Annotated in this window: 20 protein-coding genes; 14 read left to right on the forward strand and 6 right to left on the reverse strand. The window is 69.3% G+C overall.

Going from position 1 to position 21579, the window contains the following annotated elements:
* The first annotated feature begins 57 nt into the window (after nucleotides 1-57).
* Nucleotides 58-1029 (forward strand): glycoside hydrolase family 5 protein, encoded by a 972-nt coding sequence (locus ACWGE0_RS03455; protein ID WP_452259287.1) that lies wholly within the window; start codon nucleotides 58-60, stop codon nucleotides 1027-1029.
* Here the strand turns inward: ACWGE0_RS03455 and ACWGE0_RS03460 are convergent.
* The 4 genes from ACWGE0_RS03460 to ACWGE0_RS03475 form a co-directional block, all read right to left on the reverse strand.
* Complete coding sequence (locus tag ACWGE0_RS03460; protein WP_452259288.1) at nucleotides 983-1975, reverse strand: acyltransferase family protein; 993 nt, start codon at nucleotides 1973-1975, stop codon at nucleotides 983-985. The two genes, ACWGE0_RS03455 and ACWGE0_RS03460, sit on opposite strands and share 47 nt — an antisense overlap.
* Nucleotides 1972-2925: a D-alanine--D-alanine ligase family protein gene (locus tag ACWGE0_RS03465; protein ID WP_452259289.1), complete on the reverse strand. Its 954-nt coding sequence runs from the start codon at nucleotides 2923-2925 to the stop codon at nucleotides 1972-1974. Before ACWGE0_RS03465 ends, ACWGE0_RS03460 begins: the two co-directional genes overlap by 4 nt.
* 178 nt (nucleotides 2926-3103) lie before the next feature.
* Nucleotides 3104-4213, reverse strand: a complete 1110-nt coding sequence (alr, locus tag ACWGE0_RS03470; RefSeq protein WP_452259290.1) for an alanine racemase — start codon at nucleotides 4211-4213, stop codon at nucleotides 3104-3106.
* Nucleotides 4198-4815: a M15 family metallopeptidase gene (locus ACWGE0_RS03475; protein ID WP_452259291.1), complete on the reverse strand. Its 618-nt coding sequence runs from the start codon at nucleotides 4813-4815 to the stop codon at nucleotides 4198-4200. The genes alr and ACWGE0_RS03475 overlap by 16 nt, the downstream gene beginning before the upstream one ends.
* Nucleotides 4816-5023: 208 nt before the next feature.
* On the opposite strand from ACWGE0_RS03475, the gene ACWGE0_RS03480 reads away from it, so the two are divergent.
* From ACWGE0_RS03480 to ACWGE0_RS03490, 3 genes are all read left to right on the forward strand, one after another.
* The gene (locus ACWGE0_RS03480; RefSeq protein ID WP_452259292.1) at nucleotides 5024-5875 is read left to right on the forward strand and encodes an NAD(+)/NADH kinase; all 852 of its coding nucleotides are present in this window, start codon (nucleotides 5024-5026) and stop codon (nucleotides 5873-5875) included.
* Nucleotides 5872-6345, forward strand: coding sequence for a GNAT family N-acetyltransferase (locus tag ACWGE0_RS03485; protein ID WP_452259293.1), 474 nt, complete (start codon nucleotides 5872-5874; stop codon nucleotides 6343-6345). Before ACWGE0_RS03480 ends, ACWGE0_RS03485 begins: the two co-directional genes overlap by 4 nt.
* 69 nt (nucleotides 6346-6414) lie before the next feature.
* Nucleotides 6415-7362, forward strand: a complete 948-nt coding sequence (locus ACWGE0_RS03490) for an alpha/beta fold hydrolase (protein ID WP_452259294.1) — start codon at nucleotides 6415-6417, stop codon at nucleotides 7360-7362.
* Here ACWGE0_RS03490 and ACWGE0_RS03495 read toward each other — a convergent pair.
* The gene (locus tag ACWGE0_RS03495; RefSeq protein ID WP_452259295.1) at nucleotides 7343-8716 is read right to left on the reverse strand and encodes an MFS transporter; all 1374 of its coding nucleotides are present in this window, start codon (nucleotides 8714-8716) and stop codon (nucleotides 7343-7345) included. The genes ACWGE0_RS03490 and ACWGE0_RS03495 overlap by 20 nt on opposite strands.
* 89 nt (nucleotides 8717-8805) lie before the next feature.
* Here ACWGE0_RS03495 and ACWGE0_RS03500 point away from each other — a divergent pair, with 89 nt between their 5' ends.
* The 4 genes from ACWGE0_RS03500 to ACWGE0_RS03515 are packed head-to-tail and all read left to right on the forward strand — an operon-like array spanning nucleotide 8806 to nucleotide 12045.
* Nucleotides 8806-10008 (forward strand): cytochrome P450, encoded by a 1203-nt coding sequence (locus ACWGE0_RS03500; RefSeq protein ID WP_452259296.1) that lies wholly within the window; start codon nucleotides 8806-8808, stop codon nucleotides 10006-10008.
* A 4-nt stretch (nucleotides 10009-10012) separates the two neighbouring features.
* On the forward strand, nucleotides 10013-10660 hold the full coding sequence (locus tag ACWGE0_RS03505) for a TetR/AcrR family transcriptional regulator (protein WP_452259297.1): 648 nt from the start codon (nucleotides 10013-10015) through the stop codon (nucleotides 10658-10660).
* 15 nt (nucleotides 10661-10675) lie between these two features.
* The gene (locus ACWGE0_RS03510; protein ID WP_452259298.1) at nucleotides 10676-10870 is read left to right on the forward strand and encodes a ferredoxin; all 195 of its coding nucleotides are present in this window, start codon (nucleotides 10676-10678) and stop codon (nucleotides 10868-10870) included.
* Nucleotides 10867-12045, forward strand: coding sequence for an NAD(P)/FAD-dependent oxidoreductase (locus ACWGE0_RS03515; protein WP_452259299.1), 1179 nt, complete (start codon nucleotides 10867-10869; stop codon nucleotides 12043-12045). The genes ACWGE0_RS03510 and ACWGE0_RS03515 overlap by 4 nt, the downstream gene beginning before the upstream one ends.
* A 54-nt stretch (nucleotides 12046-12099) precedes the next feature.
* Here ACWGE0_RS03515 and ACWGE0_RS03520 read toward each other — a convergent pair whose 3' ends face one another.
* Complete coding sequence (locus ACWGE0_RS03520; RefSeq protein WP_452259300.1) at nucleotides 12100-13104, reverse strand: PucR family transcriptional regulator; 1005 nt, start codon at nucleotides 13102-13104, stop codon at nucleotides 12100-12102.
* Between the two features lie 107 nt (nucleotides 13105-13211).
* On the opposite strand from ACWGE0_RS03520, the gene ACWGE0_RS03525 reads away from it, so the two are divergent.
* The 6 genes from ACWGE0_RS03525 (at nucleotide 13212) to ACWGE0_RS03550 (ending at nucleotide 21436) form a co-directional block, all read left to right on the forward strand.
* Entirely contained in the window at nucleotides 13212-14165 is a 954-nt protein-coding gene (locus ACWGE0_RS03525; RefSeq protein ID WP_452259301.1) for an alpha/beta hydrolase, read from the forward strand.
* Between the two features lie 2 nt (nucleotides 14166-14167).
* A complete protein-coding gene (locus tag ACWGE0_RS03530) occupies nucleotides 14168-14413 on the forward strand; it encodes a hypothetical protein (protein WP_452259302.1) in 246 nt (81 codons plus the stop codon).
* 118 nt (nucleotides 14414-14531) lie between these two features.
* Nucleotides 14532-15617, forward strand: a complete 1086-nt coding sequence (chvE, locus tag ACWGE0_RS03535; protein WP_452259303.1) for a multiple monosaccharide ABC transporter substrate-binding protein — start codon at nucleotides 14532-14534, stop codon at nucleotides 15615-15617.
* A gap of 26 nt (nucleotides 15618-15643) precedes the next feature.
* Nucleotides 15644-17149, forward strand: a complete 1506-nt coding sequence (gene mmsA, locus ACWGE0_RS03540) for a multiple monosaccharide ABC transporter ATP-binding protein (protein ID WP_452259331.1) — start codon at nucleotides 15644-15646, stop codon at nucleotides 17147-17149.
* Complete coding sequence (gene mmsB / locus ACWGE0_RS03545) at nucleotides 17146-18303, forward strand: multiple monosaccharide ABC transporter permease (RefSeq protein ID WP_452259304.1); 1158 nt, start codon at nucleotides 17146-17148, stop codon at nucleotides 18301-18303. Before mmsA ends, mmsB begins: the two co-directional genes overlap by 4 nt.
* 34 nt (nucleotides 18304-18337) lie before the next feature.
* A complete protein-coding gene (locus tag ACWGE0_RS03550; protein WP_452259305.1) occupies nucleotides 18338-21436 on the forward strand; it encodes a family 43 glycosylhydrolase in 3099 nt (1032 codons plus the stop codon).
* Nucleotides 21437-21579 lie beyond the last annotated feature (143 nt).

The following is a 21579-nucleotide window of genomic DNA, read 5'->3' on the forward strand; positions in this document are numbered from 1 at the left end:
TGCTTTTGTACTCTCTGATTGGTTGTTTTGGGGGGGCCGCCGGCCGGGGGGTTGTTGTTGGGGAGTGTTCCGGCGTCCGCGGCGCCGGCACGACTCTCGGTGTCGGGCGCGAACGTCGTCGATCCGTCCGGCAACCCGATCGTGCTGCGGGGCTACAACTGGGGCCATTGGGGCACCGTCGGGCCGCAGGACCCCGGCGACCACGTGACGGCGGGCGCCAACTCGGTGCGGATCCCGTTGCGCTGGTGGGGCGAGTGGAAGGACGACGTGGACAGCCGCGACCCCGACCCGAACAACCCCAGCCACATCAAGCAGGGACACCTCGACCTGCTCGACAGGACCATCGAGCAGGCGAGCTCGGCCGGCCTGTGGATCACGCTGTTCGTCGACTCCGACTACGGGCAGGGCGCGGGTGGGCGCCCTGACAACTTCTGGACCAACCCCGTGATGAAGCAGGAGTTCAAAGAGGTCTGGCAGTTCCTCGTGCGGAAGTACAAGGCCACGCCGTACATCGGCGCGTTCGAGATCCTTCCCGAGCCCAAGCCCGTCGGTCAGGACGACGCCCACGTGCGGGCGTTCTACGACGAGATGATCGGGGTGATCCGCGGCATCGACCGCCGGACGCCGATCGTGGTGGGGCCCAACGACAACTACAGCTGCAGTCACCTGGAGGGCGCCTACACCACGGTCGACCCGAAGGTCATCTACACCTGCAACTACTTCATCTTCGAGAACCCGCTCAACCGGATCAAGGTCATCACCGACTTCCGCGCCGCGCACTCAGTACCGGTGTGGATCAACCAGGTCGGCATCGAGGGCTGCAACGACGACGCCGTCGCCAAGGGGAAGGCCCGCGACGTGCTGGGAGCCTTCCAGGACAACGGCATCGGCTGGGCGTGGTGGACCTACCGGCTCAACGGCACCAACCCGTGCACGCACGGCATCTACTACCTCGACCCCAGCGAGCCCGACGGCTGGCACGTCAAGAAAGCCTGGCGGACGCTGGTGAACGGTTACCTCGCCGCATGACCGGTTCCTCCACGTAACGCCAGCTGAGCGCCGCCGCCACGACCGTGAGCACCGCCGCGATCGGTCCGGCGGCGGCGCCCAGTTCCGGCCGCAGCCACAACGTCAGCGGGTAGTTCCACAGGTAGGCGCCGTACGACAACACCCCGAGCGCCACCAGCGGCCGGATCGGCGTCGCCACCTGCTCCCACTTCGACCAGACCAGCAGCAACACCGCCGTGCAGCCCGCGATCGCCGGACCCGCGACCAGGTACGTCAACGGGTGGCCCCGCAACGGGATCACCGACAACACCGCCAGCCCGACGAGCGCGATCGGCACCATCCACCGCGGCGCGCTGGTCAGCTTCAGCCTCGTCGCCGCGCCGATCACGAAGCACACGAACCACGACGTCGGCAGCGCGTAGGCGTTGTCCGCGTTCGGCCACAACCAGATCAGCGTCGCCGTGCAGGCCGCGAGCGCCCCGAGCGCCGTGACGACCAGCACCGCGCCCGTCCGGTTGCGCACCCACGCGAACGCCAGCAACGCGGGCCACAGCAGGTAGAACTGCTCCTCGGTGGCCAGTGTCCAGCCGTGGAACGCCGCCGGGCTCACCCCGCCGATCGGCAGGTTGCCGGTGAACGTCAGCAGCACCAGCACCGTCCGGACCAGCCTGTCCCGCTCCCCCAACGGGTCGAACACCAGCGTCACCACGACGAAGACCACCGTCAGCGCGATCAACGCCGGCAACAGCCTGCGTGCCCGGCGCAGGTAGAACCGCTTGAAGTCGACGCGCCCCTTGCTCCCCAGCTCCCTCGCGAGCACGCCGGTGATCAGGTAGCCGCTCAAGGTGAAGAACACGACCACGCCGACCACACCGGCGCCGGGGAACACGTCAGGGAACGCGTGCCGCAGCATCACCAGCAGAATCGCGATGCCGCGCAACACGTCCAGCCCGGCGATGCGCTTCACCGCATCGCTCCCCTGATGAGCTTGTCCAGCAGGTCCGGATAGGACAGTCCGGCGGCCGCGAACATCTTGGGCACCTGCGACTCCGCCGTCATGCCCGGCATGGTGTTGACCTCGTTGAGCACCAGGCCGTCGTTCGTCAGGAAGAAGTCGATCCTGGCCAGCCCACGGCAGCCGAGCGCCTCGTAGACCTCGAGTGCCGCGTCTTCGAGCCCCTTGAGCTCGGTGTCGGCCAACGGCGCCGGAATCACGAACGTCGCACTGCCGTCGTACTTCTGGGTGGTGTCGAACAGGCCAGGGACCTGGATCTCCAGCGGCGGCCCGGTCCGGCGCCCCTCGTCCGGGTCGTCGAGCACCGCGATGTCGATCTCCCTGCCTTCGAGGAGTTCCTCGACCAGCACGCGGTCGTCCAGCTTCAACGCCTCGCGCACCGCGGGTTCGAGATCCGCCTCGTGGTCGACGAGCGTGACGCCGAAGCTCGACCCCGCCGCCACCGGCTTCACCACGACCGGGCCGGTGAAGTCCACAGTGGACGCGTTGGTGACCAGCCTGGCCTTCGCCGTGCGCACCCCGACGGCCTCGGCGACGAGCTTGGTGGCCCACTTGTCCATCGCGAGCGCACCGGCCCGCAGCGGCGAGCCCACGTACGGCACGCCCGCCAGCTCGCACAGGCCGGCCAGCGTCCCGTCCTCGCCCAGCGGCCCGTGGACCAGCGGCAACACCACGTCGCAGCTCGCCAGCACGTCGATCGCGGCGGCCAGGCTGCCGGACGTCAGCGTGCCCAGGACCTGCCCGTTCCCGCCGTACCACCGGCCGTCGCGGCCGATCGTGAGCGCCACGGCCTCGTACCTGGCCGGGTCGAGCGCCGACCGCACCGACGCCGCCGACGCCACGGAGACGTCGTGCTCGCAGTTCTGTCCGCCGCCGATGACGGCGACCCTGATTCCCCTCATCGCCGCACCCCACGCGCAAGATTGATATTGGTCAGCACTGAAGCAATAGTCATCGCACAAACCTCGGCATCTGCATGGGCGAGACCGCCACCGCATGCACGTCCGCCACGAACACCAGGCGGGCCCATGACCGCACGCCCCCGCGCACCGAACCCCACCACGCGTTCACACACGCCCGTCATCGCACAAACCTCTGCACCCGTGCGCCGATGCCGGTCACGATCTCGTGCGGGATGGTTCCCGCCCACCGGGCCCAGTCGCCCACCGTCGGCTCACCGTCGTCCCCAGCTCCGAACACCACGGCCTCGTCCCCCGGCTCCACCACGTCGTCCCCCACGTCCACCACGACCTGGTCCATCGAGATCACCCCGACGATCGGCCGCCTGCGACCTCCGACGAACACCTCGGCCCGTCCCGAAGCTGCCCGCGGCACCCCGTCCGCATAACCGACCGGCAGCAGCGCCAACGTGGTCGCGCGCTCGGTCACGTGCGCATGTCCGTAGCCGACCCCGACGCCGGCCCGCACCCTCCGCACCTGGACCACCGGCGCCGTGAACCGCAACGCGGAGCGCAGCCGGGTGGTCCCGGACGGGTCGATCCCCACCAGACCCGCGCCGATCCGGACCACGTCCAGATGGCTGCCGGGGTCCGTCAACGCCGCGCTCGTGGCCGCCAGATGCCGCACCGACGGCCGCAACCCCGCCTGCCGCGCCATCTCCACGCCGCGCAGCAACGCCCGCTTCCCCGCCTCGTTCATTCCCGGCGTGTCGGCACAGGGCAGATGCCCCATCACACCGACGACCGAGACCTTCCCCGCCAGTTCGGCGCGACGAGCCGCCGACATCAACGCCAGCCACTCGTCCGGCGCGGCACCGTCGCGCGCCATCCCCGTGTCCAGCTGCAGGTGCACGCGCACCGGCCCGGCCCGCTCGATCGCCGCGAGGTGCTCCAGACTCGGCACGCTGAGGTCGATCCCGTACCGGACTGCCGACCTGACGTCGACGTCCACCGGGTTGAGCCAGCTCAGCACCGGAACGTCCACACCGGACTCCCGCACCGCCACCGCCTCGGCCAGGGACGTGACCCCGACCCAGCCGGCACCCGCAGCCACCGCGGTGCGGGCGGCGTCGCCGAGCCCGTGCCCGAACCCGTCGGCCTTCACCACCGCCATGACGGAACCGCGCACGAGCGAGACGAACCGCCTCGTGTTGGCGGCCACCGCGGCGAGGTCGACCGAGAGCGAGGGCGCCGCCGACACCTGGCGGAGGCTCGTCACGAGCGCGCCCACGCAGGCACCTCCACTGGTCCGTAGACGGCGTGGTCAGCACCGCTGAGCAACGCCCAGTAGCGGTCGCCGTAGGACCAGTGCCACCACTCCGTGGGGTAGTTGACCAGCCCGGCGCCGCTCAACGCATTGGCCAGGACGGTCCTGTTGTAGCGCGCCTCCCCGTCCACATCGGCGTCGAAGAAGCACGCGCCGTCGCTCTCCTCGGGCGTGGCGTCGACCTCCGTGCCCATCCACAGCTCCGCACCCGACGACGTGACCAGCGTCAGGTCGACGGCCGCGCCGGCGACGTGCGGGGCGACGGCGAGCGGTGCGACGAAGCGGCTCGACAGGCGGTCCAGTTCGACGGCGTCGGCCGACGGGTGGAGCTCCCGCAGCTCACCGGTGTACCGCTCGATGATCGCGCTCTGGTCGGCGATGCTGCGGTGTCCCTCGATCACCCGCAGGTCCACACCGGACGGCAGCGCGGCGCGCGCCTCCACCAACCGCTCCGCCAGCCCCTGCCTGACCAGCACGTCAGGCGCAAATATCAGCGGTACCAGGGGTTCTCCGTTGTCGAGCACACGCATGGTGCGCACGACCGGATCGGACAGGAGGATGGTCATGCGGCCAACCTAGAAACCGCTCGGGTCCGCGAACTCCTCCTCAAGGTCAACGCCGTTCGCCGAACGGCCGGTTCAGCGGGCCGAACATCAGCCGTTCGGCCGAGGAACCTCCACGACGCACGCACGTCCACAGTGGCGCACTTCGGCCCGACACGACCCGGCGAAATTCGGCAGACTGACCACGTGACTCGACAGAAGACGAACTGACGTGCACGCCGCCGGTCTGGTGCTGCACCCGCAACGAGACTCCGCCGCTGCGGTCGAGGCCGTGCTCGGCTGGGCGACCAAGCGCGGTGTCGAGATCCTCGGCATCAAGGACGAGATCCAGCGCCTCCGCTGCGAGGCCACCCCCGTCTCCGCGGAGGAGCTCGGCCGCCGCGCCGACCTGCTCGTGAGCCTGGGCGGCGACGGCACGATGCTGCGCGCCATGCGCATGGCCGACGGCGAGAAGGCCCCGGTCCTGGGCGTCAACCTGGGCAAACTCGGCTTCCTGGCCGAGGTCGACGTCCCCGACCTGCCCGCCGCGCTGTCCGCCATCGACGCCCACGACTTCACCGTCGAACCCCGTCTGGCCGTCGACGCGACGTTCGGCGACCAGAAGGTCACCGCCTTCAACGACATCGCCGTGGTCCGCGTCCCCGGCGACGGCAGCGCGCGGGTCGCCGTCCGCGTGGCCGGGCAGCGGTTCGTCAGCTACGCCGCGGACGCCGTCATCGTCGCGACCCCGACCGGCTCGACCGCGTACAGCTTCTCCGCGGGCGGGCCGATCACCAGCCCGTCCGTCGAGGCCCTGCTCGTCACCCCGGCCGCACCGCACTCCGCCTACAGCCGCGGCATCGTGCTGTCGGTCCACGACGAGGTGGAGCTCGACCTGCTGCCGTCCAGCGGCCGGCTGGCCGTCGAGGTGGACGGCATGGTCGCGGGCTACGTCGAGGCAGGTGACCGGGTATCGCTGCGGGGCAGGGCCGGTGCCGCCCGCGTGGTGCGGCTCGGCATGACGACGTTCTACCAGCGGGCCCGCCGCAAGCTGAACCTCACCGACTCGGCCGAGCTCTCGTGAGGCTGCGTGAGTGGACGGTCGAGGACGCGGCCTGGTACGCGGAGGCCACCAAGGACCCCGAGGTCCAACGCTTCACCGCCGACCCGCCCACGATCACCGCGGACCAGGTCGCCGCGGCCGTCGTGGCCAGGTCGGCGGACCCCGACGTGGCGTCGTTCTGCATCGAGGACGACGGTGAGCGCTGCGGCAACATGGCGGTCGACGTCGAGAACGGCATCGGCCACGTCTCCTACCTGGTGGCCGCCCACGCCCGCGGCAGGGGTCTCGCCACCCGAGCCCTCACCGAGTTCGTGGCGTGGATCTTCGCGAACCACGCGGCCGACGAGCTGCGGTTGTGGACCCACCGCGACAACCTCGGGTCGCGCAAGGTGGCCGAACGCGCGGGGTTCGTCCGCGATCCCGCCCGCGACCAGGACCGTGAGATCAAGGGCGAGGTCTGGCCAACTGTGGCGTACCAACTTTCCCGGTGACGCGGCCATCTCGGCCTAGGCTCTACCGGCGCTCGGCGCGGGCCGGGCCGGAGCTTGGGGGTTACCGAGATGTCAGAGCTGAACAGACGCAGCGTGTTCGCGTTGGGTGCGGGCGCCGCACTCGCCGGGGCCGCCGGCACCGGCGCGGCCTCCGCCGACAACACCCGCGAGGCGAACCTTCCCGGGTTCCAGCACAACTACGCCCAGGTCAACGGGGTGCGCCTGCACTACGTCACCGGCGGGCGCGGCGAACCTCTCGTGCTGCTGCCGGGCTGGCCGCAGACGTGGTGGGAGTACCACAAGATCATGCCGGCGCTCGCCACGAAGTTCCGGGTGATCGCGGTCGACCTGCGGGGCATGGGCGGCTCGGAGAAGCCTCAGGGCGGCTACGACAAGAAGACGATGGCGACCGACATCCACGAGCTGGTCAAGAAGCTCGGGTACGCGAAGGTCGGCCTCGCCGGGCACGACATCGGCAGCCAGGTCGCGTTCAGCTTCGCGGCCAACTTCCCCGCCGCCACCCGCAAGGTGGCGTTGCTGGACGTGCTGCACCCCGACGAGAGCTACTACCAGATCCCGCTGCTGCCGCCGCCCGGCCAGTTCAGCCTGTGGTGGTTCGCGTTCAACCAGGTCCAGACGCTGCCGGAGCAGTTGCTCGCCGGGCGGTTCCGGTTCCTGATCGACTGGCTGTTCGCGAACACCGCGTTCAACCCGGACGCGATCGACGAGCGCTCCAGGTCGATCTACGCGCGGGCCTACAACTCGCCGGAGGCCATCCGCGCGAGCAACCGCTGGTACCAGGCGTTCCACCAGGACATCGCCGACGGCAAGACGTACGCCAAGCTGACGCCGCCGGTGCTGGGGCTCGCGTCCGTGCTGTCCTACGAGCAGATGGTCGCGGCGCTGCCCAACATCGCGGTCGACGGCAAGGCCGTGCAGGTCGACGGCGCCGGGCACTGGCTCGCCGAGGAGGCACCCGACGCCGTCGCGCGTGCGCTCACGGAGTTCTTCGGCTGACCCGAGGGATGAACGCCGCGACCACGCACGCCACGAGCGCGGTCGCGGCGCCCAGGCCCATGATCAGTTCGAAGCTGAACGGGATCGACACCTGCGTGAGCACCACGCCCGCGACCGCGCTGGAGACCGACGTGCCGATCGCGCGCATCAGCGTGTTGAGGCTGTTGGCCGCGGCGGTTTCCGACGTCGGCACGGCGCCCATGATCAGGGCGGGCATCGAGCCGTAACCCAGGCCGATGCCGGCACCGATCACGGCCGACACGACGACGAGGTGCCACACCGCGGTCATCATGAAAACGCCCGCGCCGTACCCCAAAGCGACCACGATGGCGCCCAGCATCAGCGTCACGCGAGGTCCGCGAGCCGTGGTGATCCGGGCGGACACCGGCGCCGTCGCCATCATGACCAGTCCGGACGGCACCAGCACCAGACCCGTGACGAGCAACGACTGCCCGAGGCCGTGACCGGTGGACGCCGGCAGCTGCAGGATCTGCGGCAGCACCAACGACTGCGCGAACATCGAGAACGCGAAGACCAACGACGCGACGTTGGTCAGCAACACCTGCCGGCGCGCGGTGGTGCGCAGGTCCACCAGTGGTTGTGACGACCGCAGCTCCCACCAGCCCCACAGCCCGAGCACGACCGCTGCCACGACGAACAGACACGTGGTGGCACCGGCGTTCCACGAGGACGCCTTGGACACGCCGAGCAGCAGGCAGATCAGCGCGACCGAAAGCCCTGCCGCGCCGAGGAAGTCGAACCTGCCACCGCTGCGCACCGGCGACTCGGGCACCACGATCAGGACCGCGACCAGCACGATCACCCCGGCCGCCGCCGAGGTCCAGAACAGCATGTGCCAGTCGCTCTGCTCGACCAGGAACGCCGCCGCGGGCAGGCCGAGCGCTCCGCCTACGCCCAGCGAGGCGCTCATCAGCGCGGTCGCCCCGGCCAGCCGTTCCAGCGGCAGCTCGTCCCGCATGATGCTGATGCCGAGCGGGATCACGCCGACGGCGAGTCCCTGCACCACGCGTCCGACGATCATCGGCGGCAGCGAGTAGCTGAGCGCGGCGATCACCGAGCCCGCCACCAGCATGACCAGGCTGACCAGCAGCATCCGGCGCTTGCCGAACATGTCGCCGAGCCGGCCGATGACGGGTGTCGCGACCGCGCTGGCCAGCAGCGTCGACGTGATCACCCAGGCCGTGTCGCCTGGCGACGAGCCCAGGAGCTGCGGAAATCTCGGTAACAGGGGGATCACCAGCGTCTGCATCAGCGAGACGACGATGCCGCCCATCGCCAGCACGGCCACGACAACGTTCGGGCGCGTCACCGGACGCGTCTCTTCGAGGAGCACGTTCCCAGTGTAAGTCAGTCGCTTGACTTAAAGCATCCCGGGTGGGCATGGTGAAAAAGAGACGCCTCCCACCACGAAGGAACTCCCGAATGTCCGAAGTAGACGATCTGCCGCGTTTCCCGTTCCCGGTCGACGCCGCTCTCGAACCACCCGCCGAGTGGGCTGAGCTGCGGTCGAAATGCCCGGTGGCACACGTGAAACTCGCCAGCGGTGACGAGGCCGCGCTGCTCACCCGGCACGAGGACGTCAAGCAGGTCCTGTCCGATCCCCGCTTCACCCGGCCGACTCCCGGCGACGGTGGCGCGCGGATGGCGGACAGCGAGGACGGCGGCATCTTCAACAGCGAGATGGCGACGGCCATCCCGCAGGAGGGCGAGGGCCACCTGACGTGGCGGCGCAGCATCGGCAAGTGGTTCACCGCCAAGCGGATGAACGCGCTGCGGCCGGGCATCGCGGCGATGGCCGAGCAGCTCATCGACGACATGGTGGCCAAGGGCGGACCAGCCGATCTCAAGGCGGGCCTCGGTTTCCCGCTGCCCGTCTGGGTCATCTGCGACATGCTCGGCGTGCCCGACGCCGACCGCGACCGCTTCTCGCACTGGTCCGACGTGATGCTCAGCATGACGAAGTTCACCCAGGAGGAGATGGACGCCGCCCAGCGCGAGTTCTGGCAGTACATGGGCGGGCACATCGCCGCCAAGCGGGCGAACCCCGGTGACGACATCCTCAGCGCCCTCCTGCTCGACGAGCAGCCGATGTCCGACACGACGCTGATCGCCACCGGCATGGGCCTGCTGATCGCCGGGCACGAGACGACCGCGAACATGATCGTCAAGATGGTCGCGATGCTGCTCGCGGACCGGCGGCTCTGGGAGGACCTGCTCGGCGACCCCTCGCTGGTGCGCACCACGGTCGAGGAAGCGCTGCGGATGGACGCCAACGGCGGCCTCGGCATGTCGCGCTTCATCAGCGAGGAGATCGAGATCGGCGGCGTCGTGCTGCCCGCCGGCACCACCGCGATGTGCAGCATGGGCGCGGCCAACCGCGACGAGACCGTGTTCGACAGGGCCGCCGAGATGGACCTGCGCCGCAGCCCGAACCAGCACCTCGCGTTCGGTCAGGGTGCGCACGCGTGCATCGGCCAGCCACTGGCCCGCACCGAGCTTCAGGCCACGCTCGAGGTGCTGCTGCGCAAACTCCCGTCGCTGGAGCTGGCGGTGCCGGTGGATGATCTGCGTCGAGTCGAGGGCCTCGTCGTCGGCGGGCTCGTGGAACTACCGGTGCGATGGTGAGAAGATGACCAAGGTCGACAACAGCCCCTCCAGGGCGGCGCAGACCCGCGAACTGATCCTGACCGCGGCCGAACGACTGTTCGCCGAGGACGGGGTGCTGGCCGTGTCCAACCGCCAGGTCAGCGAAGCTGCCGGGCAGGGCAACAACACGGCTGTCGGCTACCACTTCGGCACCAAAGCCGATCTCGTCCGGGCGATCGCGCGCAAGCACACCGCCCGGATCGAGGAGATCCGCGCCCGCGCGGTCGCCGAGGTGGGTGACAGCACCGAACTGCGGGACTGGATCGCCTGCCTCGTGCGGCCGGTCACCGACCACCTGGCCGCCGTGGGCAGTCCCACGTGGTTCGCCAGGTTCGGTGCCCAGGTCATGACGGACCCCGTCCTGCGGCCGATCCTCGTCGAGGAGACGCAGACGCCGTCCCTGACGCGCCTTCTGTCCGGATTGGACAGTTGCCTGCCCGACCTCCCCGACGACGTGCGCGCCGAGCGCAAGGACATGGCGCGGCAACTGCTCGTGCACATGATCGCCGAGCGCGAGCGCGCACTCGCCGAGGACGCCCCCACCCCTCGTGCCACCTGGCACGACGCCGCGACCGGCCTCATCGACGCCCTCGTCGGGCTCTGGCTGGCCCCGGTCACCAACGACTCGTAGAAGGAACCAACGCACATGAAGATCACCGTGGACCAGGACAAGTGCTGCGGAGCGGGCACCTGCGTGCTGCTCGCCCCCGACGTCTTCGACCAGCGCGACGACGACGGCATCGTCGTCCTGCTCGACGAGGCGCCGCCGCAGGACCTGCACGACCTCGTCCGCGAGGCCGCCAGCGTGTGCCCCGCCGCCGCCATCGTGGTGCAGGAGTGACCGCGCCCGGCAGCGTGCTGGTCGTCGGCGCCTCCGCCTCTGGCCTCGCCACCGCGGAAGCCCTGCGCCGCAAGGGCTACACCGGCCGGCTGACGGTTCTCGGCGCCGAGCGGCACCTCCCCTACGACCGGCCGCCGCTGTCCAAACAGGTCCTGTCCGGCAGCTGGGCGCCCGAGAAGGCCCAGCTGCGACCGGCCGAGACGTTGCACGGCCTGGACGTGGAGTTCGTGCTGGGCGACGCCGCGGTGAGCCTCGACGCCGCCGCACGCACCGTCCGCACCGCGTCCGGCCAGGCCTTCACCGCGGAGAACGTCGTGGTGGCCACCGGCTTGCGGCCGCGCACCTTTCCCGGCCAGGACCGCCTGTCCGGCGTGCACACCCTCCGCACCGTGGACGACGCGCTGGCGTTGCGCGAGGACCTGGCCAAGTGCACCCAGGCCGTCGTCGTCGGCGACGGCGTGCTCGGCGCCGAGATCGCGGCGACCGCCCGCGGCATGGGCGTGGCGGTCACCCTGGTAGGCCCGCAGCACGCCCCGCTGGCCCTGCAGGTCGGTCCGCTCGCCGCGGGCCTGCTCGCCGACCTGCACGCCGAGAACGGCGTCGACCTGCGGCTGGGCGTGGCCGTCACGGGCCTCGTCTCGCAGGACGGCCGGGTAGCCGGAGTGCGACTGGAGACGGACGAGGTGCTGCCCGCCGACGTCGTGGTGGTGGCGTTCGGCTCCGCACCGGCGACGGAGTGGTTGCAGGACAGCGGACTCACGCTCGGCAACGGCGTCGTGTGCGATTCCCGCTGCCGCGCTGCCGACGGCATCTACGCCACCGGCGACGTCGCCCGCTGGCACCACGAGACCCTCGGCCACATGGTGCGGCTGGAGAACCGCACCAACGCCACCGAGCAGGCCATCGCCGTCGCGCAGAACATCCTCGGCGCGGACACGGCCTACACCCCGGTGCCGTACTTCTGGACCGACCAGTTCGACGCGAAGATCCAGGTCCACGGAACGCCCTCCGCCGACGCCGAGGTGTCCGTTGTGGACGGCGACGTGGCCGGGCGCCGCTTCGTCGTGCGGTATCGGCGCGACGGCGAGGTGATCGGCGTGCTGGGGTGGAACATGGCCAAGCAGGCCCGCCTGGCGCGGCAGGAGATCGGGACGCGGGCGCGAGAGGTCGCCTGAAGGACGAGCCAGGTCGAGATCGTCGCGGCCGGCGACGATCTCGACGCCCTGATCTCAGTCCGCGTTCTCCCGCAACCGCCGCAGCATCAGCGCCAGGTGCAACCGGAACCGGCCCGCTGCCGAGTCGACCTCGAACCCGAGCACCGACTCCGCGCGGGCCAGCCGTGTGGTCATCGTGCTGTGGTGACGGTGCACGGCGGCCGCGGCCTTGCGCACGGAACCGTTCGCGCACAACGCGTCCAGCGTCGCCACCGTGTCCGCGCCGTGCGGTTCCGCGGCCAGCCTGTCGAGTGCGCGCACGTCCTCGATCGCGGCGACGTCCGCGGCGGAAAGGCGGTCGGCCAGAAGAGCGAGACCGCCGAGCCGTTCCCACCACACGACCGGCTCGACGTCGGCGGTGAACCGCAACGCGGTCCTGGCGGCTTTCCAGGACCGTGCCAGGTCGATCGCGGGTGCCACCGGGCCGACGCCGACTCGGGCCTCGGGGAGTTTCGGCACCTCCGCGCTCAGCACCGCGCGCACGCCGCCCAGGAGCACCGATCGTCCTGGCAGGTCTCCGGTCGTCGCCAGCACTCGCAGCGGGGCCGCGGCGGCGATGCCGAGCAGGTGCAGCGCGCGAGATCGTTCGGCGGTGCCAACGCTTTCGGACAGCACCAGCTCCACCAGGGCCGGATCGCCGAGTTCCGGCAACGGCACGCTGGAGTGCTCCAGCAGCACGGCGGCGGCGATCGCGAACCGTTCCAGCAGCATGTCGTCCAGCGGCGCGGGCGTGCCCTCGCGGGCGACCCAGACCAGCACCCCGCCCTCGAGGGGACGGACGGCCGCTCGCGCCGGCACCTGCTTGGCCACGGTGACACCGGCGCCCGTGTCCGCGCGCAACGAAAGACCCTGTCCTGGCGCGTGCAGTCCGACCGGGCACCCCGCCAGTTCGGCCGTGCTGCGCACCAGGGCGTCGAGGCCCGCGCGTTCGGTGATCAGGCGGTCGAAGAACCCGATCACCCGCACCGCGCTCTCGGCGTCGGCGTCCAGTCCGGACAGGCGCAGCAACAGGCCCTTCATGACGTCACGATAGCCACTCACCGCCCCGCCGTGTGGCGCGTCCGAGGGCGCCGTTCCCCGCCACGTGTCGGATGCTTGCACCGACACCGCGAGCAGAGGATCGAGACATGACCTACGCCATCGACCCGGAGCTGCTCCCCTGGCTCGACATGATGCCCGCCGTGAGCCTGCCCGACCACGCCACGCTGCTGGCCACCCGCGCCCGCCAGGCCGAGATGCTCGGCGTGCTGCCGACCTACGAGCCGGCCAACCCCGTCGACGTCCGGGACACCACGGTTCCCGGTCCGTCCGGCGCCCCCGACGTGCCGGTGCGGATCTACACGCCGGCGAACCACGAAGGTGCGTCGCCGGGCCTGCTCTACATCCACGGCGGCGGCTTCGTGCTCGGCGACCTCGACATGTTCCACGCGCACGTGCTGCGCGTGGTCGACGCGCTCGGCATCGTGGTCGTCTCGGTCGACTACCGGCTCGCGCCGGAACACCCGTTCCCGGCTCCGGTCGAGGACTGCTACGCCGCCCTGCAGTGGACTGCGGCCAAGGCATCCGAGCTGGGCATCGACCCGGACCGTCTCGGCGTGGGCGGCGAGAGCGCCGGCGGCGGACTGGCCGCCGGCGTGGCACTGCTGGCCCGCGACCGCGGCGGACCCGCCCTCTGCTTCCAGTACCTCGGCATCCCGGAGCTCGACGACCGGCTCGACACCCCGTCGATGCGCGAGTACGTCGACACCCCGCTCTGGAACCGGCCCAACGCGATCTTCAGCTGGACCAGCTACCTCGGCACCGAACCGGGCGGCGACGACGTGTCGCCCTACGCGGCACCGGCACGGGCAGAGGACCTGTCCGCGCTGCCGCCGGCGTACGTGACCGTCTGCCAGTTCGATCCGCTGCGCGACGAGGGCATCGAGTACGCCCGGCGCCTCTCGCACGCGGGTGTGCAGGCCGAGCTGCGCCTCTACCCCGGCACGTTCCACGGTTCCGCACTGGTCGAGAGCGCGGCGATCTCCCGCCGGATGTTCACCGACGAGCTGGAGGCGTTGCGCCGAGGTCTCCGCATCGCCTGAAGGTGAACACGCACGACGACCGAGGACCAGTCCGGGCAGGACTGGTCCTCGCGGTCACGGTTCGGTTCGCCCACGGCGGTCTGCGGCGGGAGACCGACGACCAGAGGGTGATCGCTTCGGCGATCGAACTCGCGACGGCCATCGACCAGATCCCGTTCGAGCACGGCGAGCTCGACCACGGCGTCCACGAGCTCCCGGTCAGCCGGCAGACCTGCGCCCAACGGACTCCACCAGGTGTTCCTCTGTGAGCGCTAACATCAATTTGGTCTCGGCTCCTCACCAGTCTTGACGACAGAGATGTTAGCGATAACACTCGCCGCCGGTGGCACTCGTGCCACGCGTGACCGGACACACCGAGGAGAACCAATGAGGTTTCCCCAGATCGCGGCCGCCGCCGCGCTCACCCTCACCCTCACCGCCTGCGGATCGGCGGAGAAGACGGCCGACAAGCAGAGCGGGTCGGCCGAGGGCGCTCTGGTGGGCGTGACCATGCCGACCCGGTCGTCGGAACGGTGGATCCACGACGGCGACAACATCAAGAAGGCCCTCGAAGAGAAGGGCTACAAGGTCGACCTGCAGTACGCGGAGAACGACATCCCGACGCAGGCCAACCAGCTCGAGAACCAGATCACCAAGGGCGCCAAGCTTCTGATCGTGGCGTCGATCGACGGCACCGCGATCACCTCGCAGCTGCAGCAGGCCGCGGACGCCAAGATCCCGGTGCTCGCCTACGACCGCCTCATCCGGAAGAGTCCGAACGTCGACTACTACGCGACGTTCGACAACTTCAAGGTCGGTGTGGAGCAGGCGAACTCACTGCTGGCCGGGCTGAAGACGCGTGGTGAGGGCCCGTTCAACATCGAGCTCTTCGCGGGCTCACCGGACGACAACAACGCCACGTTCTTCTTCAACGGCGCCATGTCCGTGCTGCAGCCGCTGATCGACCAGGGCAAGCTCGTCGTGAAGTCCGGACAGAAGGACTTCAAGACGGTCGCGATCCTGCGCTGGGACCCTGCCACCGCGCAGAAGCGGATGGAGGACCTGCTCACGTCCTCCTACGGCGGTGCCAAGGTCGACGGCGTGCTCTCCCCGTACGACGGCATCTCGATCGGCATCCTGTCCGCTCTGAAGAGCGGCGGATACGGCACGGGCGGCCAGGCTTACCCGATCGTGACCGGGCAGGACGCCGAGGTCGCGTCGGTGAAGTCGATCATCGCCGGTGAGCAGTACTCGACGATCCACAAGGACACCCGTCAGCTCGCCGACATCACGGTGAAGATGGCCGACGCGGTGCTCAAGGGCGGCAAGCCCGAGGTCAACAACACCAAGGACTACGACAACGGCGTCAAGGTCGTGCCGTCGTTCCTGTTGCAGCCGGTGCCGGTCGACAAGGCGAACTACCAGAAAGAGCTGATCGACTCCGGCTACTACACCGCCGACCAGCTCAGGTAAGTCCTGTGTCCGACGACATCCTGGTGATGCACGGCATCACCAAGAGGTTCGCGGGAGTCACCGCGCTGCACGACGTCTCGTTGAGCGTGCGGCGCGGTGAGATCCACGCGATCTGCGGAGAGAACGGCGCGGGGAAGTCCACGCTGATGAAGGTGCTGTCCGGGGTGCACCCGCACGGCACGTACGACGGGGACATCGTCTTCGACGGCGAACCCTGCGCGTTCCACGGCATCCGCGACAGCGAACAGCGCGGCATCGTGATCATCCACCAGGAACTGGCTCTGTGCGGCCAGCTCTCCGTCGCGGAGAACCTGTTCCTGGGCAACGAACGAGCGCGGCGCGGGTTCATCGACTGGAACCGCACCAACCACGAGGCGCAGGCCCTGCTCGACCGCGTCGGCCTGCGCGAGAACCCCACCACGCCGGTGAACGACCTCGGCGTGGGCAAGCAGCAGCTGGTCGAGATCGCCAAGGCACTGTCCAAAGAGGTCAGTCTGCTGATCCTGGACGAACCGACCGCGGCGCTGAACGACGACGACTCGCAGCACCTCCTCGACCTGCTCGACGGGCTGAGGGAGGAGGGCATCACCTCGGTGATCATCTCCCACAAGCTCAACGAGGTCATCCGGATCGCCGACACCGTCACGGTTCTCCGCGACGGCAAGACGATCGAGACCCTGCCCGCCGAGGGGCTGCAGGAGGAACGGATCATCGCCGGCATGGTCGGCCGCGACCTGGAACACCGGTTCCCGCCGCGCACGCCGGACATCGGCGACGAGATCCTGCGCATCGAGGACTGGACGGTGCACAGCCCCGCCCAGCCCGACCGCGTGGTGGTCGACCGCGCGTCGTTGTCAGTGCGGCGCGGGGAGATCGTCGGCCTCGCCGGTCTGATGGGCGCCGGTCGCACCGAGCTCGCGATGAGCGTATTCGGCCGCTCGTACGGCACCGGCATCTCCGGCCGGGTCGTCAAGGACGGCGCGGAGATCGACACCAGGACCGTGCGGGGCGCGATCCGCCACGGACTCGCGTACGTCAGCGAGGACCGCAAGCGGTACGGGCTCAACCTGATCGAGGGCGTGCAGCGCAACGTCTCCGCGGCGGCGCTGGACAAGCTCGCGACCCGCGGCTGGGTGAACGAGAACGAGGAGTTCTCGATCGCGGAACAGTTCCGCCGCTCGATGGGCATCCGCACACCGGCCGTGTCGACCCAGGTCGGCACCCTGTCCGGTGGCAACCAGCAGAAGGTCGTGCTGGCCAAGTGGATGTTCACCGACCCGGACGTGCTGATCCTCGACGAACCCACGCGCGGCATCGACGTCGGCGCCAAGTACGAGATCTACTCGATCATCAACTCCCTTGCCGCACAGGGCAAGGCCGTGCTGGTGATCTCCTCCGAACTACCAGAGCTGCTAGGTCTGTGCGACCGGATCTACGCGCTGTCCGAGGGCAGGATCACCGCTGAGGTGAGCCGCGCCGAGGCCACGCAGGAACTCCTGATGCAGCACATGACCCGAGGACAGGAACGATGACGATCAACCTGCGGCAGTCCGGCATCTACGTGGCGTTCGCGCTGATCGTCGTGCTCTTCGCGTTCCTGACCGACGGCGCTCTGCTGCAACCGCAGAACATCTCCAACATCATCGTGCAGAACTCGTACGTGCTGATCCTCGCCATCGGCATGATCCTGGTGATCATCGGCGGCCACATCGACCTGTCCGTCGGCTCGACCGTGGCGCTGACCGGCGCGGTCTGCGCGGTGCTGACCGTCAAGTGGGGCCTGCCGTGGCCGATCGCCGTGCTGCTGACGCTGGTGGCGGGTGCGCTCATCGGTGCGGCGCAGGGCTACTGGATCGCCTACTTCGGCATCCCGGCGTTCATCGTGACGCTGGCCGGCATGCTCGTGTTCCGCGCGCTCACCCTGACCACGCTGGGCAACCAGGGCATCGGGCCGTTCCCCGACGAGATCCGGTCCCTCGCCAACGGCTTCACCGGCGGATACCTCGGCAACATCGGTCTCGGCCCGCTCGGTGGCGCCGACCTGGTGAGCCTGCTGGCGGGACTCGCGTGCGTGGCCGGGTTCGGGTTCTCCCAGTGGCGCAAGCGAACGGCACGGCTCGGCTACGGCCAGACCGTCGAACCGATGCCGGTGTTCGTGCTCAAGCTCGCCGGCTTCGCGCTCGTCGTGCTGGCGGTCGTGGTGCAGCTGGCCCGGTTCCGCAACCTGCCGTGGGTGCTGGTGCTGCTCGCGGCGCTGGCGCTCGGCTATTCGTTCATGGCCAACAACTCCGTGTTCGGGCGGCACATCTACTCGATCGGCGGCAACCTGCAGGCCGCCACGCTGTCCGGCGTGAAGGTCAAGGCCGTCACGTTCTGGGTGTTCGTGAACATGGGCGCGCTGGCCGGGCTCGCCGGCGTGATCTTCGCCGGCCGCCTCAACCAGGCGGGGCCAACCGCGGGAACGGCGTTCGAGCTGGACGCCATCGCCGCCGCGTTCATCGGCGGTGCCGCGGTGCAGGGCGGTGTCGGCAAGGTCGTCGGCGCCATCACCGGCGGCCTGATCATGGGTGTGATCAACAACGGGATGTCGCTCATCGGCGCTCCCAGCGAGCGCGTGATGCTCGTGAAGGGACTGGTCCTGCTCGCGGCGGTCGCCTACGACGTCTGGACCAAGAGAAGGGCCTGACCCCCTTTTTTAACTCGGAAGGCAGACAACAACGATGTTGTTATCCCTGCGGCGTCTCGGCGTCGTCATAGCGGTCTCGGCCGCCCTGATCCCCGTGCCGGCCAACGCGGCGGAGTCGGTGGTCAAAACCGCCGCCGAGGCGTTGTCCGTACCGAACATCGACGATGTGCGAGGACACCTGACCCTGCCGTCGACCGGTCTCGACGGCACCTTAGTGACGTGGACGTCGTCGAACCGGTCCCTGATCACCCCGACCGGCGAGGTCACCCGCCCGGCGACCGGAGCGAAGCCGGCGAAGGTCGTGCTGACGGCAAAGGTGAGCCTCGGGTACCAGAGCACGACGAGGAAGCTGACGGCCACGGTCGCCCCGCTGCCGGCCAAGGAACCCCTGTCCGGCTACAGCTTCTTCTACTTCACCGGCGAGGGCAGCCCGAACGGCGAGCAGATCTACGCGGCCGCCAGCAAGGGCAACAACCCGCTGGACTGGGCCGAGGTCAACAACGGCCAGCCGATCCTGAAGTCCAGCCTCGGTGAGCTGGGCGTGCGCGACCCGTTCATCCTGCGCTCCCCCGAGGGGGACAAGTTCTACCTGCTGGCAACGGATCTGAAGATCAACGGCGGCCGCGGCTGGGACGCGGCCCAGCGCAGCGGCAGCCGGTCGATCATGGTCTGGGAGTCGACGGACCTCTCGCACTGGTCCCGCCAGCGCAGCGTGCAGGTGTCGCCGCCGACCGCGGGCAACACGTGGGCACCGGAAGCCTTCTGGGACGCCAAGCGCGGCACCTACGTCGTCTACTGGGCGTCGAAGCTGTACGCGGACAACGATCCCGGCCACACCGGCAACAGCTACAACCGGATGATGTACGCGACGACGCGTGACTTCGTCTCCTTCAGCGCGCCGAAGGTGTGGATCGACCCCGGTTACTCCGTGATCGACTCGACGATCATCGAGAACGGTGGCACCTACTACCGGTACACCAAGGACGAGCGCAACAACACGTCGACCACGCCGTGCAGCAAGTTCATCACCGCGGAGAAGGCGACCGACCTGCTCGACACCTCGTACGACTTCGTGGCGGAGTGCATCGGCAAGGCCACCTCGACCAGCCCCGGGCTGTCCGCGGGTGAAGGTCCGACCGGCTTCAAGTCCAACACCGAGAACAAGTGGTACCTGTTCATCGACGAGTTCGGCGGCCGCGGCTACGTGCCGTTCGAGACCACCGACCTCGCCTCCGGCAAGTGGACCATGTCGACCGGTGCCCGGCTGCCCGCGTCGCCCCGGCACGGAACCGTGCTCCCGGTGACGCAGGCCGAGCTGAACCGGCTCACCGCTCCCCCGGCCCCGGTCCGCGCGGACAGCAAGGGCCTGGTCGCGCACTGGCCGCTCAACGCGACGTCCGGCCAGGTCGCCGCGGACGCCACCGGCCACGGTTACGACGGCGCGCTCGCCGGTGACGTGAGCTGGTCCGGCGGCGCCCTGCAGTTCGGCGGCCGCACCGGGCACGTCCAGCTGCCCAACAACATGCTGACCGGCGCGGCGGCGGCCACGGTGTCCGCCGACGTGCTCGTCGACCCGAACCAGCAGAGTCCCTACTTCCTGTACGGGTTCGGCAACACCGCACCGGACGGCGTCGGCAACGGTTACCTGTTCAGCACCGGCAACAACTACCGCGGCGCCATCGCCACCGGGAACTGGAGCACCGAGCAGGGTGTCGACTCCGGCAGCGCACTACCGCGCGGTGTCTGGAAGAACGTGACGCTGACCGTCGGCAACGGTGTCGAGGTGCTCTATCTCGACGGCAGGGAGGTGGGCCGCAACACCAACGCGACCACCAAACCCTCCGACCTCGGTGGCGGTGTCACCGCGGCGAACTACCTGGGCCGCTCGGTCTACGCGGCCGACAAGACGCTGACGGGCAAGATGAAGGACGTCCGGCTCTACAACCGGGCTCTGTCCGGTGCAGAGGTCGCCGGGTTGCCGTCGAACAGCACCGTGATCACGTCGGTGGAGCTCGCCTCGCTCAAGGTTCCCGCGGTGATCGACTCCGCGGCCGGCACCGTCGTGCTGCCCGTGAAGCCGGGCACCGACCTGTGGCGGCTCACGCCCAGGTTCGGTCTCGCACCGGGCTCGTCCATCAAGCCCGGCGGGACGGTCGACCTGCGCAAGCCCAAGAAGTTCACGGTCACCAACGCGTCCGGCGACCGTCGTGAGTGGACGGTGGAGGCCCGCGAGATGCGCAGCCCGGTGCTGCCGGGGCTCAACGCGGACCCGAACGTCGTCGCGTTCGGCGACACCTACTACATCTACCCGACCACCGACGGGTTCCCCGGCTGGAGCGGCACGAAGTTCTCCGCCTGGTCGTCGAAGAACCTCGTCGACTGGAAGGACGAGGGCGTCATCCTCGACCTCGGACCGGACGTGAGCTGGGCGGACAAGAACGCCTGGGCGCCCACGATCACCGAGCGCAACGGCAAGTACTACTTCTACTTCTGCGCCGAAGCCAAGATCGGCGTGGCGGTGAGCGACTCGCCGACCGGGCCGTTCGTCGACTCCGGCAAGCCGCTGATCGCGAAGAACCCCGGCGGCGGTCAGGCCATCGACCCGGCGGTCTTCATCGACAAATCCGGTCAGCCGTACCTGTACTGGGGCAACGGCGAGGCCTATGTCGTACCGCTCAACAACGACATGATCTCCTACGACCCGGCCAAGATCTCCCGCATCAACGGCCTGACGGACTTCCGCGAGGGTCTGTTCATGGTCGAGCGGAAGGGCACCTACTACCTGAGCTGGTCGATCGACGACACCCGCAGCGAGGACTACCGCGTCGCCTACGCGACCGCCTCCAGCCCGACCGGCCCGTTCACGAACAAGGGCCTGATCCTCAGCAAGGACACGAAGCTCGGCATCAAGGGCACCGGGCACAGCTCGATGCTCCAGGTGCCCGGCACCGATGACTGGTACCTCGTCTACCACCGCTTCGCCATCCCCGGTGGCGACGGCATGAACCGCGAGACCACGATCGACAAGCTCGTCTTCAACCGCGACGGGACGATCGCCCCCGTCGTGCCGACGCTGGAGAGCGTCAAACCACAACGGATCCGTCCGCAGCACTGCCGGGCCCAGTACAACTGACCCGGTAGGACCAGCAGTTCGGCAGTCGGCCGACCTCCGTGACAACGCACGCGTCGGCCGACTGTCGAACGCATTCGAATCGAATGCAGTCGAAATGGACCCCTGCGGTACGAATCAGTTTCAAAATCCGGGAAGGGCTTTCC

This window comes from Lentzea sp. NPDC054927 (assembly GCF_053610285.1).